The 14,800-nt window shown below is 38.6% G+C and carries 12 protein-coding genes and 1 riboswitch; all 12 genes read right to left on the bottom strand.

Translation table 11 applies throughout. The annotated features are described in order from the left end of the window. Positions 1 to 12: 12 nt before the first annotated feature. The 12 genes from guaB to C5L23_RS05815 all read right to left on the bottom strand — a co-directional run bounded on the left by guaB (position 13) and on the right by C5L23_RS05815 (position 14,712). The gene (guaB, locus tag C5L23_RS05870) at positions 13 to 1,173 is read right to left on the bottom strand and encodes an IMP dehydrogenase (RefSeq protein ID WP_010007591.1); all 1,161 of its coding nucleotides are present in this window, start codon (positions 1,171 to 1,173) and stop codon (positions 13 to 15) included. Between the two features lie 126 nt (positions 1,174 to 1,299). Next, positions 1,300 to 1,395: riboswitch (purine riboswitch) on the bottom strand. Between the two features lie 90 nt (positions 1,396 to 1,485). Then, the gene (gene lysA, locus C5L23_RS05865; RefSeq protein WP_010007592.1) at positions 1,486 to 2,793 is read right to left on the bottom strand and encodes a diaminopimelate decarboxylase; all 1,308 of its coding nucleotides are present in this window, start codon (positions 2,791 to 2,793) and stop codon (positions 1,486 to 1,488) included. Positions 2,794 to 2,857: 64 nt separating this feature from the next. Beyond that, entirely contained in the window at positions 2,858 to 3,046 is a 189-nt protein-coding gene (locus C5L23_RS05860; protein WP_010007593.1) for a 2-hydroxymuconate tautomerase, read from the bottom strand. 33 nt (positions 3,047 to 3,079) lie between these two features. Then, the gene (locus C5L23_RS05855) at positions 3,080 to 4,048 is read right to left on the bottom strand and encodes a YitT family protein (RefSeq protein WP_010007594.1); all 969 of its coding nucleotides are present in this window, start codon (positions 4,046 to 4,048) and stop codon (positions 3,080 to 3,082) included. Between the two features lie 150 nt (positions 4,049 to 4,198). Next, on the bottom strand, positions 4,199 to 6,169 hold the full coding sequence (locus C5L23_RS05850; RefSeq protein WP_010007595.1) for a putative polysaccharide biosynthesis protein: 1,971 nt from the start codon (positions 6,167 to 6,169) through the stop codon (positions 4,199 to 4,201). A 63-nt stretch (positions 6,170 to 6,232) separates the two neighbouring features. Next, a complete protein-coding gene (leuS, locus tag C5L23_RS05845) occupies positions 6,233 to 8,662 on the bottom strand; it encodes a leucine--tRNA ligase (RefSeq protein ID WP_010007598.1) in 2,430 nt (809 codons plus the stop codon). A gap of 301 nt (positions 8,663 to 8,963) precedes the next feature. Further along, the gene (locus C5L23_RS05840; RefSeq protein ID WP_010007599.1) at positions 8,964 to 9,266 is read right to left on the bottom strand and encodes a DUF7671 family protein; all 303 of its coding nucleotides are present in this window, start codon (positions 9,264 to 9,266) and stop codon (positions 8,964 to 8,966) included. Next, on the bottom strand, positions 9,259 to 11,772 hold the full coding sequence (locus C5L23_RS05835) for a carbamoyl phosphate synthase preATP-grasp domain-containing protein (protein WP_133264427.1): 2,514 nt from the start codon (positions 11,770 to 11,772) through the stop codon (positions 9,259 to 9,261). Before C5L23_RS05835 ends, C5L23_RS05840 begins: the two co-directional genes overlap by 8 nt. Next, on the bottom strand, positions 11,750 to 12,832 hold the full coding sequence (locus C5L23_RS05830) for a carbamoyl phosphate synthase small subunit (protein ID WP_010007601.1): 1,083 nt from the start codon (positions 12,830 to 12,832) through the stop codon (positions 11,750 to 11,752). Before C5L23_RS05830 ends, C5L23_RS05835 begins: the two co-directional genes overlap by 23 nt. Before the next feature lie 29 nt (positions 12,833 to 12,861). Then, positions 12,862 to 13,392 (bottom strand): bifunctional pyr operon transcriptional regulator/uracil phosphoribosyltransferase PyrR, encoded by a 531-nt coding sequence (gene pyrR, locus C5L23_RS05825; RefSeq protein ID WP_010007602.1) that lies wholly within the window; start codon positions 13,390 to 13,392, stop codon positions 12,862 to 12,864. Positions 13,393 to 13,412: 20 nt separating this feature from the next. Then, positions 13,413 to 14,321 carry an RluA family pseudouridine synthase gene (locus C5L23_RS05820; protein ID WP_133264426.1) on the bottom strand — a complete coding sequence of 303 codons (909 nt, stop codon included), beginning with the start codon at positions 14,319 to 14,321 and terminating at the stop codon, positions 13,413 to 13,415. A 10-nt stretch (positions 14,322 to 14,331) separates the two neighbouring features. Next, positions 14,332 to 14,712 carry an EbsA family protein gene (locus C5L23_RS05815; RefSeq protein WP_010007607.1) on the bottom strand — a complete coding sequence of 127 codons (381 nt, stop codon included), beginning with the start codon at positions 14,710 to 14,712 and terminating at the stop codon, positions 14,332 to 14,334. Positions 14,713 to 14,800 lie beyond the last annotated feature (88 nt).

Genomic DNA, 14,800 nt, shown 5'->3' with positions numbered 1-14,800 from the left:
AGTGCTCGAAAATTAATGATTATAGTTCGGTGCAGCTTTGATATTTTGTACATCATGAGGATGACTTTCAAGTAATCCAGCACCCGTAATTTGAACAAATTGTCCATTATCAATTAATTCTTGAATATTAGCAGCGCCAGTATAACCCATACCAGCTCGAATACCACCAAGAATTTGCAACAATACATCGTCTAATTGACCTTTGTAAGTTGTTCGTGCTTCGATACCTTCAGGAACCATCTTGTTAGCTTCATTAACTTCGCCTTGGAAATAACGATCTTTTGAACCATTTTCCATAGCAGCGATAGAACCCATGCCACGATATTCTTTATATTGTGCACCAGTCACTTCATCAGTTAATAATTCACCTGGTGTTTCAAGTGTTCCAGCTAGCATTGACCCAAGCATAACGGCATTACCACCGGCAGCAAGTGCTTTAACAAGGTCACCCGAATACTTCATACCACCATCGGCAATAATCTTCTTATTATTTTTAGCGGCTGCAACAGCAGCATCTACAATTGCGGTTACTTGTGGGACACCTACACCTGCAACAACACGTGTTGTACAAATAGAACCAGGTCCAATACCCACTTTAACAACATCTGCACCAGCATCATACAATGCCTGTGCACCAGAAGTTGTTGCAATGTTACCAGCAATAATATTCAATGTTGGGAACGCTTCACGAACTTCAGATACCTTACGCAATACACCTTCTGAATGACCGTGCGCTGAATCCAAAACAATTGCATTTGCGCCAGCTTCAGCAAGTGCTTTAACACGATCCAAAGTGTCGGATGTTACACCAACGGCTCCAGCAACAATTAACTTACCATCAGCATCAGTTGCCGCAAGCGGAAATTTAGAACTGTCAAATGTTTCTGCTTTTACCTTAGCTACTTCTTCTGCTTGTTGGGCAATAAGTAGATTCTTGTGGATGACACCCATGCCACCATTTAATGCTAATCTTGTTGCCAAACGAGATTCTGTAACAGTATCCATTGCAGCTGATAGAACTGGAATATTCAAATGAAGTGTTGGGGTTAAGTCAACTGATAAATCAACATTGTTAGGTAGTACGTGTGATGCTGCTGGTTGCAACAAAACATCATCAAATGTTAAACCCAATTGTGTGAACTTACCGTTAGGTGAAAAAGTATTTGAAGCCATTGTGATCATTTCCTCCGGAATAGTTGATATATATGAAACTCAGCCTTTTAGTTAGCAATTAACTGATCCGCCAGTTTTATGACAACAAAAAAGCATTTGGGATGCACAGATCCACAAATGCAAATTAAAAAATTGGCACTTGCGGATAGTCACGACATAGGTGTGCGGTAGAGACTGCTGGCCATTATCCAGCGATATATCTGCAAATCATTTTTAGTTGTTGACAATACTTTACACGGTTTTATTAGAAAAATCAACCATTAAAATAGCTCATATACATTAGAAATTATCTCATAAAATTAGAGTATATTTTTAAACATAATGTCGGTCTAAGTGCACTAAATCATCATAACTTTCACGCGCAATAACCAACTTCGCCTGACCATCTTCAACAAACACTACAGCGGGCTTTGGATTACGGTTGTAATTAGAAGCCATCGCATAACCATAAGCACCTGTAGCTAGAATAGCTATAACATCTCCTGGTTTTGTTTGAGGTAATGCTTGTTGCCAAACTAGGATATCACCTGATTCGCAATATTTTCCAGCAATACGCACAACTTCCTCACTCTTAGCATTAACATTTGAAGCTAAAAGCGCTTCATATTCAGCTTGATACAAAGCTGGGCGAATATTATCTCCCATGCCACCATCTACAGCTAAGTAAGCGTTAATGCCAGGAATGTCTTTACGAGAACCAATTGTATATAATGAATAACCTGCCGGCCCAACAACAGAGCGACCTGGTTCAATCCATATTTCTGGCATCTTCATATTTAATGCTTCTGTTTTAGCCTTAACCGCATCAATGATTGCCGCTACAAATGACTCTGCTGGAATTGGCGTATCATCCTTAGTATAGCGAATACCAAAACCACCACCAACGTTAATCACTTCAACTTCATAGCCAAAAGATTCACGCCAGTCTGCAACAATATCCACTAATTTTTCAGCAGCAGCCACAAAACCATGGACATCAAAAATTTGTGAACCAATATGTGCATGAACCCCACGCATATTAATTTTAGAATTTTTCATCACACGTTCAAACGCTACACGTGCTTGACCAGATTTTAAATCAAAACCAAATTTAGAATCTTCTTGCCCCGTTGAAATAAATTCATGTGTATGTGCTGAAATGCCAGGTGTGATACGTAGCAAAACATTAACGCTTGTTGACCTCGTGCTCAAGATCTGTTCAATGAGATCAATTTCGTGAAAATTGTCCACAATAATCGCACCAATACCAGCATCAATCGCCATGACTAGCTCATCATAAGACTTATTATTACCGTTAAAACTAATATCTTCTACTGGAAAATTTGCCTGTAAAGCTGTATATAGTTCACCACCAGAAACAACATCAGTATGGCCACCTTCTTGGGCAACAACTTCGTACATACCAATAGCCGAAAATGCTTTGGAGGCATAACTCACCGCATATGGTACCTGTTTTTCCTCAAAAACACGTTTAAAAGCTTTAATTTGGGAGCGGATTTTAGAGACATCATACGCCACCAATGGTGTACCAAATTGCTGAGCTAATTGTGTGGCATCAGCGCCACCAATCAACAAATGGTTCTCTTGATTTATATCTTGTTCTGTAATTTGTTCTGACATCTGCTAATCTCCTTTAACAAAAAACTGGAAATGATTTTCCAGTTTTGTTTTATCGCTTACTTCATTATTTCTGATCGCTTTTTAATACACCACCAACAGCATAATGATCTTTAGGCATCTCTCGCAAGATAACATGGACGGCCTCGCGGCTAGCACCAGCATCCGCAACAATGACATCTGTGATATCTTTAACCATTTTAGCAAGCTGTTCGTGTGTGCGACCTTCTAGTAATTCGACTTGTACAATTGGCATATTCGTGTCCTCTTTTTTATATTATTATACCGACTAATGTTGCTGTTTATCAACTTCTTCAAGTTGTGATTTTAGCTGTTCTTCTGCTTCAATCTGAGTCTCAACCGTATCTACTTTTGGTACTGCAGCAGCCCGTTTCATTTGTAGCTGACGATCCGCATCTAAGAATTCACCCGAAACATTCACAGTATTGACCAAATTAACAAAAGCTTTAGGATCTGTTTGATGCACAATTTCTTGCATTTCAAATAGCTCATAACGTGATATTACCATCATCAAAGTTTCTGATTCGCGTTTGGTATATGCACCTTTAGACGGTAAAATCGTAATCCCGCGAATCAAGTCCTTATGCAACGCTTCAGCGACAGCTTCGCCTTTGGTTGTAACAATCAAAGCAGTAAGCTTCTGGTAACCAGTGTACAATGCATCAATCGCCCGACCAGTTGCATAAATACCAATTAAAGTAAAAAGCGCATTTTGCCAACCAATAAACGACCCGGCAATCAAAACAATGGCAAAGTTAATGACATTCATTAATGCACCGATTGATTTACCAGTACGCTTCTGTACTACCATTGCTACAATGTCCATACCGCCAGTTGAAAATCCATAGCGCATTGCTAAACCAATCGAAACACCAATCAGTAAATCACCAAACAGGGCTGATAATAAAGGGTCAGTTGTTAAGGGATCAATCGGCACAAAAATCAATAACAAGGAAACAAAGATAGCATTGGCAAAACTTAAGGCAGTAAATTTACCACCAATAAGTTTCCACCCAATAATACCTACTGGGATATTGAAAAGTAAAATAAAAATACCTGTCGGCAGGCTCACATGAAAAGCTTGTTGACCAAATAACGATAGCAATTGTGCAACACCATTAAAACCACCAGAAAATACATTATTCGGTACTAAGAAGGCATTCATGGCTAATACCTGTATCAGCGAACTACCTAAGAAGACCAATGCTGTCAGCAATAATTTACGATTCTTTAGCATACTGTTTCTCTCTTAACTAACATTCCTTATGACTTATATGATAACAAATTGTGCTTCATTTGTATTGTATTAAAATTATATTAATGATTTTAATTTAGAATGATCAAATATTGAAACAAAAAAGACAATTCAGTTTTTTGAATTGTCTTTTTATTTTTTCGCTTTGAAGAAATTAGGAACGTAGCGCATCTTACTGCCTAATACCTCATCTCCAAGTCCTTGCTTGAAGTAGAAGAATAAGAGCACGACACCACCTAGTGCTGCACTGATTAAGGCATTTAGTGTATTAAATAACCGCGTATTGCTTAGTAGTAAATGGCCTAATATGAATGCTGACCCACCTGCTACGATCATCATGACGATATTTGCAAGGAACATATACCATATATCTTGGCTAATACTATATAATGACACGCCATAAGCACGCTTTAGAAAATCTAACATATATAGTATCGCAATAACCATACCAACCACACTTGCCATTAGTGCGCCCATTCCTTCAAAATAACGAACCAAAGGAATCTGCAACATTATTTTGACAACAAGACCAACGGCAAATGATTTAATGACAATATTAACTTCTGACAAGGCTTGTAGAACAAACGACAAAAGCATAAACAAACTAAAGGCAATCGCCATAATGCTAGAGTACTGTAATAAATAAATACCTTCTTGATTAGTACTATCAATCGGATAAAACATTTTGTATAGTGGTGCAGCAATTGCAAACATCCCTAAAGCACTGGGCAACATAACTAAAACAAATAGCTTAAGCACCTGTTTTAATTGACCTTGGATATCATTTAAAGACAATACTGCACGATTACCGGATAACATAGGTAACGCTGTTGAGGCGATACTTGTTGCAAACGGGACAATAATCATAATGATTTTATTAGGATTAGCACTAAATAAAGCAAATTTTGTTGATAATTCAGCTTGTGAATCGGTAAAGAAATGACTCATAATACGAACATAACTAAATTGATCAACTAATTGAAATAATGTGATTGCAGAACCAATAATAATAAACGGCCATGATTCAGCTAATATATTAAAAATAATTTGGCGCGTTGATTCTGTTTCAATAACAGCATCATCATTTTGAGGCGTTGGTAACATCACATGGCGATATTTTAACCATCCCCAAGCAAAAACAGTAAAGCTAAATACTGCACCAATAAACGCAGCAAATGTAGATTGTACAACAACACCACGCCAATTTTGTGGATCTATGTTCAATATGATGACTGCCATTGCAATCATATAGATAACACGTGCAATTTGTTCAATCACCTGTGATAATGCTGAAACGTGCATGAGTTGGTAGCCTTGGAACATGCCACGAATCATTGACATTACCGGGAATAAGGCTACTGTTGGTGCCAATGAATGTAATACAGGAACTAAACTATCATTTTTAATGGACCACTGCGACAATTGTGGTGCTGCAACATAAATGATACTGCCAAATACCAATCCCAATACAATGCCCAAGAGAATGGATTGCCTCATTAACTGACGTGACTGGTACACTGCCTGACGCGCATTATACTCAGCAACTAACTTAGATATTGCTGCTGGAATACCCATAGTCGCAATTGCTAAGAAAATAGCATAGATATTATATCCTTGTGAAAATAAAGCATTAGCTTGATTGGCATAGACACCTAGAAGAGCCATCCATGGCACGATATAAACTGCGCCTAACACCCGAGAAAGGATATTTCCTAATGATAACCACGCAGAACCTTTAACCAACGTTGCTTGGCTTGTTTCGGTTGTTGATGGTTCAATTGGCGCTTCAATCATCCGCTGTTGCGTTGTATGAGTAGTGGCTCGTTCATCATCTTGATGATTATCATCTGAAGATGACTGGTGCTTTGTTTCTATACTTCTTTCGGGTAATAAACGACGCTTTGTACGTCGTGAACGATTCGCATTTTTACGCATACGCGATGGCTCTTGATGTTGATCATCTTGCCGCTTTTGAAGCTGAATCTTTGCTCGCGCCAGTATTTCTTCTGCTGTGAGCGATTGTCCATTAATCTCAGTCTCATCAACACGGCCGCCATTGTGTGAACGTTTATGTTGATCATCAAGCTGATCTTGCTTCGTCATCTTAATACTCCTCTGTACCTCAATATGTACCCACCAAATGAATACTTGGTGGTTGGCTGTTCATTAGTTCGCCACAATATTAACTATTTTACCAGGAATAGCAATAATTTTTCGAACCGATAAACCTTCAATACTTTTTTGAACATTTTCGTCTGCTTCTGCTAACGCAATGAGTTGTTCACGATCAGCATCTAGTGGCACAGTCATTCGACCTCTTACCTTACCATTCACTTGGAAAACAATTTCGGCAGTATCTTCCACTAATTGTGATGCATCGTACTTTGGCCATGCAGCATAACTCAAATCATCAGAATTATCCAATTTAGACCACAACTCTTGCGCAATGTGTGGTGCAATTGGTGCTAATAATTGGATAAAGCCGTTCATATATTGAACAGGCAACGCCTCGGCTTTATAGGCTTCATTAACAAACACCATTAGCTGGCTAATCGCTGTGTTGAAGCGCATGTTCTCCAAATCATCGGTTACTTTCTTAACAGTTTGATGGTAGATTTTATCCAACTCACCGGTATTCACTGTTGTCACATGATCTCGCAAACGATCTTCATCATCAATAAGTAAACGCCAAACACGATCTAACCAACGGCGTGAGCCACTAATACCTTCCTCAGACCACGGCTTACTCTGCGTCAATGGTCCCATGAACATTTCATACACGCGCAATGTATCGGCACCATAAGTCGACACGATGTCGTCAGGATTTACCACATTGCCCTTAGATTTAGACATTTTTTCATGGTTTTCACCCAAAATCATGCCTTGGTTCACCAACTTTTGGAATGGTTCCTTAGTTGGTACCACACCCAAATCATATAAGAATTTATGCCAGAATCGCGCATAAAGCAAGTGCAAAACGGCATGCTCCGCACCACCTACGTACAAGTCAACATTCATCCAATAATCTAGTTTATCTTTAGAAGCCAATGCTTCATTGTTATGCGGATCAACATAACGCAAGAAATACCAAGAAGATCCTGCCCATTGTGGCATAGTATTCGTTTCACGACGACCTTTCATACCATCTTCACGAGTCACTTTTAACCATTCTGTGGCATTAGCTAATGGTGATTCACCGTTACCAGTTGGCTTCAATTGATCTTGGGTCAAATGTGGCAAGCGCAATGGTAGCTCATTTTCAGGAACAAGTGATTTCGTACCATCTTCCCAATGAATCACAGGAATCGGCTCACCCCAATAACGTTGGCGTGAGAAAATCCAATCACGAAGACGATAGTTAACTTGTTCATGTCCCTTTTCATGTTCTTCTAACCAAGTGATGGTTTCAGCAATGGCATCTGCTTTATTTTTACCATTCAAGAAATCAGAATTAATGTGTAGTCCATCCCCTGTATAAGCAGCTTGTGTGACATCGCCACCTTCAATAACTGGGCGAATCGGCAAATCAAACTTCTTAGCAAAATCATAATCACGTTCATCATGTGCAGGAACAGCCATAATTGCACCTGTCCCATAACTCGACAAAACATAATCCGCAATCCAAATTGGCAATTGTTCACCATTAATCGGATTAACACCATATGCACCTGTGAATGCACCTGTTTTATCCTTATTTAAATCTGTTCGTTCTAAATCAGACTTGGTTGCAATTTGCTCTTTATAAGCCTTAACCGCTGCTTGTTGTTCAGGTGTTGTAATTTGATCAACAAGATCATGTTCTGGTGCTAATACCATATAAGCTGCGCCAAACAATGTATCTGGACGTGTTGTATAGACTTCAACTTGCTTATCTTTAGATCCAGCAACATCAAAAAATACCGACGCTCCTGTTGACTTTCCAATCCAATTGCGTTGTTGTTCTTTGATTGCTTCTGGCCAATCTAAATCGTCTAAATCAGATAACAAACGCTCGGCATAGGCTGTAATTTTAAGTACCCACTGTTTCATTGGTACCCGATAAACATCATACCCGCCACGTTCAGTCTTACCATTAATAACTTCTTCATTGGCAACGACGATACCGCCACCCGGGAAATCCGGCGCCCAATTGACCATCATTTCATCTTCGTAAGCTAATCCCTTTTCGTATAGCTTCTCAAATATCCATTGTGACCATTTATAAAATTCTGGATCAGTGGTATTAATTTCGCGTGACCAATCAATAGAAAATCCTAGAGATTTCACTTGTTTTTTGAATACTTCAATATTTTGATTCGTGAATTCGGCTGGATTATTTCCTGTTTTAATCGCATATTGTTCAGCCGGCAAGCCAAAAGCATCCCATCCCATTGGATGCAACACATTAAAACCTTGTGCTCGCTTATAACGGCTCATAATATCAGTCGCTGTATATCCTTCAGGATGTCCAACGTGTAATCCCTGTCCTGATGGATAAGGAAACATATCCATTGCATAATATTTAGGTTTATTTGTATCTTCAGTTACTTCAAAAGTATGATTGTCGTCCCAAAATTTTTGCCATTTGGTTTCGACTTCTTGGTGATTATAGGCCATAATTATTCCCCTTAAAAATTTTAAAATATTAAAAAACGCCCTATAGCATACTAAAAAAGTATACCATAGGACGATTAAAATCGTGGTACCACCTACGTTTACGTTCTAGATGTAACAATACATCTAACGCCTTATCTTAATCTTAACGCGATTGCACGTGATAACTACTGAGTCGTTCACTATCAGATTGACTAACCGAGTTCACTACTTTGCTTGATGAGCTTTCAGCACCGCCCATTCTCTGATGGCCACAGTATAGTTAATAGTGTTAGTTTATATGCATTTAATTGTAGCACATGCTTTATTGAAATTCAGATAAAAAATGCATTAAATACTTTTCAGCAACAACTTCATGAGTCCAACGTTGTAATGGTACAAAATCGTGACGCTGATTAAACGGTAAATCAGCAGTGTGCAACACAGCTACAAAACGATTATTTTCGGTGAGAAAGACCTGACCAATTTTGGAAAAAGTACCTTTCGTATGTTTACCAGTACGCCATACATTAACTTTGGCATTAGCATCTGGTAAATATTGTCCAGATGCATCCTGTTTGACAACAATACCAAAAAACTTTTGTGTGTCATATTTTGACTTACTCATCAGTAATACTTACTCCCATCTCAAAGCGTGTACTATCAATATCATTTTGCGACTGCAAGTGTAAGCTATAGTCAACATGCGCATCAATCATCTTAATTTGCGTTTGCGTTTGACATTTTGTATTTAACTCGGATAACAATTGATAATCTTCTTCTGTCAAACGATTTAACATTGCCCGAACTGTTAGACGAATCCATTGCACTTGCATGGCCTTATTCAAAAAAGCAACTTGGCCAAATGGCATTGGTCGTAACCATGTGTCATGGTCAATGGGTTGCGTGTTGACAGACACCATTGGTTTAGTATCGTTGATATACCATATAATTTGATAGACTCCTGGTGACGGACATTGTTCAGGATCAATACCAATTGGTGCTGTAATTTTTTGCTTTAAAATACGCAACTTACCCACTGTATGTTGTGTGATATTAAGCGGATAAATATCATGACCATCAAAGAAGAAATTCAAAGCAAACTCAGACTGTTCTGTTGTAGGACCACTAGGCACGTGCTTTTGTTTGGGCATAATTAACACGTTTTGTTCCAAATCACGTAATGCTTGAATTAATTTTCGGCGATTACCAGACACAATAATGGCTTTTGGTTGTTCAACTTCTACGACTTTCATAATGTCTGAAATTTCTAGCGGTTCTAAGTATTGCTTATCCGCCAAATGTGGCATCAATGTCGCATCATGCGGATTATTATTCATAATAACCGTATGATATTGCAATCTTCTCAATTCTGATAGCACCGTAGTCATGAGATAGCCACTCGCAGCAGAATCTCCCATTCTAAAAGCACCATTACCAATAACTAGAATGGAATCTGTCGCAACTTGGGTAGATTCGTTTTCTTCTTCGTAAGTCGCATAATACTGATGTGCATGTTCAGGAAATTCTCCAGCAGATGGCTCAACAGCTTTATAAGTCACATCAATTTGATTTTCTTGTGCTAAGGTACGAATGATTTCAAAACTCGTATGCCAGAATCGCGCAATAAGGCCATCAGATAAGCCGTGTTCTTTAGCGTTTTTGAGTGCACCAATATTATCAACAGCAGCCTCAACGCTTTCTTCTAAACGTAATAAGCGCTGTAACTGATAAAAATAAAATTCATCAATATGCGTTAATTCGGCTAATTCATCAACCTCGTAGCCCCGCTTAATGGCCTCAATTAGCAATAAGACGCGATTATCTTGTGGATGAATTAATTGCTGAATTAATTCATCATCACTAATCCCCTGCATAAAAGTGGGTGAGAAACTCGCGTTATTGAAATGTGCTGAACGGATTGCTTTTTCTAACGCTTCAATAAAGGTACGACCAAAACCTAATACTGTACCAACAGATTTTTGAATACTACTTAACTGACGGTTAACCTGAACACCTGATTCTGCCAGTTCACCAAAAGGAAAAACTGGTAATTTAACCACAACATGATCCATCATCGGTTCCATGATGGCAGTTTTAGTATGAAAATAATGGGGCAACCTAATTTCATCCAATGGCACACCAATCGCAAGATTAATCGCAACTAATATAGTCGGATAGCCAGTCGCCAAAGTTGTACGCATCGCCATTTGATCGATATAAGGCGATACCTTGATAATGAATATCTCGCCAGAATCGTCATCAACAGCAAACTGCACATGCATTGTGCCCTCAAGTTGTAACAAATCAGCGATGTCAAAAGCATATTTTCTCAATTTTTGGAGTACTTGATCTTGCAATGTTAATACGGGTGAAATGCTGAGTGAGTCAATTGTATGAATACCAATGGGATCCATATCTTCACTTGCGCCAACACGTAACTTATTGCCACGTCTATCCCGCATAACTTGTAAGCTTACTTCTTTTAAGCCATTAATAGCACGAGAAAAGACTACTTCCTGTGTTAACGACTGTGTTTTAACTTGGTTAAAAATTTCATCAAAATCATCAACTCGTTCAACAATACGTCTCGTATTTTGAACAATAGGATGCAAGGCGCGAATCATTAATGGTAATCGCACTTGACGCAATAAGTCATTAGCTTCATCTCGAGCATGAACAACGTGATTCGTAATAACTGGTAAGCCAGCTTCTGCTAAATAATCGGTCATTGCCGCAACGTTGACAGTCTTTAGCATCATTTCAATGCTCAATCCCAAAGTTTGTGGCAAAGGACCATCGCCCTTTTGCCAATCTTGCACGACCTGAGTCCAAATACGCAAGGCTCGATCGCCACCAAAAAGTGGAATAACAGTGTCAATATCTTCTTGATGAATAATATTTTTTATATTTTTGGTCGTTAATGGTTGCCAAAAAACTTGTGCTGCTAAGCTCTCCAAAGAAAGTGAATACGGATTTTCATCAATTAAATAGGCTTCTAACCCAAACTGATTCAACTCTGGCATCACTTGAAAAATAGCAGCATCATGTTCTGATTCACGGCCAAAATCATTAGGCCCAGAACCAATAAACAACACTTTTTTTATTTTTTTATGACTGAACGTGTTCGACATAATCCTCTACTGTATCAAAAAAGTCTGCAAATATTGTTGTCGCATCCAACGGTCCTGGCGCACCATCTGGGAAAAACTGAACACTAAAGGCAGGATAATCACGATGACGTAATCCTTGAATGGCACCATCAACTAAATCACGGTGTGTTACAAATAATTTGTTGCGATCAATAGACTCAGGATCAACTGCATAACCTTGTCCTTGCATTGCATACATCATCTGTCTGGAAACGATTTCTTCTATGGGATGATTCATACCATGATGTTCAGATGATAATGGTAATAGTTCTGCATCATTAGCCAACGCAAAAAGCTCATGTCCAAGACCAATACCAAGCATGGGTGCTTTTGTTTGTAAAACACGAATCAAGGTTAATACACTATCCGGTAACACTCGTGGATCACCAGGTCCAGTGGATAATACAATACCATCAGGGTCCAAGGTTAATACTTCTTCAACTGTTGTTGTATATGGCATAACCGATACATTTGCATCATAATCATCCAACATGCGTAGTATGCCATGCTTTAACCCGAAGTCAATCACAACAATATGTCGACCTCTACCTGGATTAGCATATGGTTTAACTGTTGCAGTATTAGCAACTTGCTTATTGGTCAAAACCGTGGCAACTAATTGATCTTTAGCATGATCATCAGCAAAATCAACAATTGAAGCCTTTTGTGAACCCGTTTCACGTAAATGACGAATTAATTTACGTGTATCAACATGATATAGTCCAGGAATATTATGTTGCTTTAAAAATCGGTCCAAATTCATACGTCGTTGTCGATTAACAGAAACTTCAGCTAAATCGTGGACAATCATCCCCCGAATAGTCGGTTTCATAGATTCGTAAGCACCAGCATGAATACCGGCCGCACCAACTATCGGTGTTGCAAATACAATAATTTGATTATCATAAACGGGATCTGTGATGATTTCTTGATACCCAGTCATAGCTGTATGAAACACAATTTCGCCAAATGTCGTTGCAGGTGCACCAAAACTTTCACCCGCAAAAACCGTTCCATCCTCTAAAATAAGATGCCGTTGCATTGGTAACTCCTCTACATCAAATCATCATATTAATTGATGATTTCAACTGCGTCTTTACCATCAATTTCTTTGACAAAGACTTTAATATGTTCTGCCTGTGCTGTTGGAATGTTTTTACCGACAAAATCAGCGCGAATTGGTAATTCACGATGGCCACGATCAACTAATACAGCTAACGAAATACTTTTAGGACGTCCTACATGAATTAACGCATCCAAAGCCGCACGAATTGTCCGTCCAGTAAACAAAACATCATCAATCAGTACAATATTTTTATCAGTAATGTTCATTTTATCTTCTGAATTCAAACCTAAATTATCGCTATCATGATTCGTTACATCATCACGGAAATTGGTTACATCAATCGCCATAATTGGAATAGAAATATCTTCCAATTGTGCCAAGCGATTACCAATGCGATGTGCTAGATATTCGCCACGTGTTTTAATACCGACTAATACTAAATCCTGGCCGCCTTTGTTTCTTTCAATAATTTCATATGTAATACGTGTTAGTGCACGTTGGAGTGAAGCATTATCTAGAACTTCTTTTTTACTCATTTCTTCTCCTTAACTCTCAATTACTCATACAATGGTGTTAATGTATCTAAAGCCTGCTGAAAATATACTGGCAATGGGCTGTCAAATGTCAATTCTGCTTGTGTTGTTGGTTGCATCAAAGATAATGTTTTGGCATGTAATAACTGTCCATGCAACGTAACATTAGGCATTTTCGGCGCATTACCATACACTGGATCACCAACAATAGGATGCCCAATATATGTCATATGAACACGAATTTGATGTGTACGCCCCGTTTCAAGACGTACTTTCAGCAATGTATAACCGACATAGCGCTGTACCACTTCAAAATGTGTAACAGCTGGCTTGCCGTCTGACACAATCGCCTGCTTTTTACGGTCAATTTTATGCCGTGCTATCGGTGCGTTTACTGTACCACTATTTTCCTTAAATTCACCGCGAACTAATGCGTAATAAATTCGTTGGTTTTTATGTGCTTTCAGTTGGGCTGACAGCGCTTGATGCGCTGTATCATTTTTTGCAACCATTAACAGACCACTTGTATCGCGATCAATACGATGTACAATGCCTGGTCTAAATTCCCCATTGATAGTCGAAAGCGGTGCATGATGAAGTAACGCGTTCACCAATGTGCCCGAACTATGACCTGCTGATGGGTGTACGACCATTCCTTGCGGCTTATTAACCACTAAAAGATCGTCATCTTCGTAGACAATGTTCAAAGGTATTGCTTCAGGTTCAATTGTTGTCGCTTGGACCTTTGGTGGTGTAATGACAATAATGTCACCTTTATTAACTTTGTAAGATTGCTTCACTTTTTTTTGATTGACCAAAATTTGTCCATTATTGAGCCAATCCGTTATTTTAGACCGAGAATATCCTAAATTTTCTTTTGCGAGTACCGCGTCTATACGCCCTTGTTGCTGTTCTATTATGATATCATGCATTTATTTTGCCCTATTTTGGTAAAGACTGTCTAATTGAATCCGCAATATTACGGCTCACCCAATACTTACGTTGCCGACCTGCTCGTTCAAAAGACAGCTTTTGTCCTTTCAATTGAACATTTTTTAAAGTTGTTAAAGAGAATTGTTCATATTCTGTCAAAAATATGCGACCCAAAAAGACCTCTCCGCCAGCAATGTATATCCGACGACGAAGTATCAATAATAAACCAACTGCTATAGAAACAATAGTAAAAATAATCAATAATAAATTAAACTTAAAGTTGACTTCAATCCACATTGCACCAGATAAGGCAATGAGAATGCCCCACCAAAGCCAGCCAATTTGTCCAACCACATCAATTGGTTGGAAATAACCACGTTTTGGAATCATTTTAAAACCTCTCCAACTTATTTTATCATGTTTAGTGCTGAATTTACTGAATGACCTAAACTGATTCAGTAATTATTTAACATATACG

The sequence above is a fragment of the Leuconostoc fallax genome, from assembly GCF_004354645.1.
GTDB classification, from domain to species: domain Bacteria; phylum Bacillota; class Bacilli; order Lactobacillales; family Lactobacillaceae; genus Leuconostoc_B; species Leuconostoc_B fallax.
Note: the sequence above shows the minus strand (reverse complement) of the source record. Positions and strands in the feature narration are given on the sequence as shown.

Coding starts and splice junctions, on each gene's coding strand:
- pyrR (WP_010007602.1), bottom strand. CDS start 13,392: ATGAGTAAAAAAGAAGTTCTAGATAATGCTTCACTCCAACGTGCACTA.
- C5L23_RS05815 (WP_010007607.1), bottom strand. CDS start 14,712: ATGATTCCAAAACGTGGTTATTTCCAACCAATTGATGTGGTTGGACAA.
- C5L23_RS05835 (WP_133264427.1), bottom strand. CDS start 11,772: ATGTCGAACACGTTCAGTCATAAAAAAATAAAAAAAGTGTTGTTTATT.
- C5L23_RS05830 (WP_010007601.1), bottom strand. CDS start 12,832: ATGCAACGGCATCTTATTTTAGAGGATGGAACGGTTTTTGCGGGTGAA.
- leuS (WP_010007598.1), bottom strand. CDS start 8,662: ATGGCCTATAATCACCAAGAAGTCGAAACCAAATGGCAAAAATTTTGG.
- C5L23_RS05855 (WP_010007594.1), bottom strand. CDS start 4,048: ATGCTAAAGAATCGTAAATTATTGCTGACAGCATTGGTCTTCTTAGGT.
- lysA (WP_010007592.1), bottom strand. CDS start 2,793: ATGTCAGAACAAATTACAGAACAAGATATAAATCAAGAGAACCATTTG.
- C5L23_RS05850 (WP_010007595.1), bottom strand. CDS start 6,169: ATGACGAAGCAAGATCAGCTTGATGATCAACATAAACGTTCACACAAT.
- C5L23_RS05840 (WP_010007599.1), bottom strand. CDS start 9,266: ATGAGTAAGTCAAAATATGACACACAAAAGTTTTTTGGTATTGTTGTC.
- C5L23_RS05820 (WP_133264426.1), bottom strand. CDS start 14,321: ATGCATGATATCATAATAGAACAGCAACAAGGGCGTATAGACGCGGTA.
- C5L23_RS05860 (WP_010007593.1), bottom strand. CDS start 3,046: ATGCCAATTGTACAAGTCGAATTACTAGAAGGTCGCACACACGAACAG.
- guaB (WP_010007591.1), bottom strand. CDS start 1,173: ATGGCTTCAAATACTTTTTCACCTAACGGTAAGTTCACACAATTGGGT.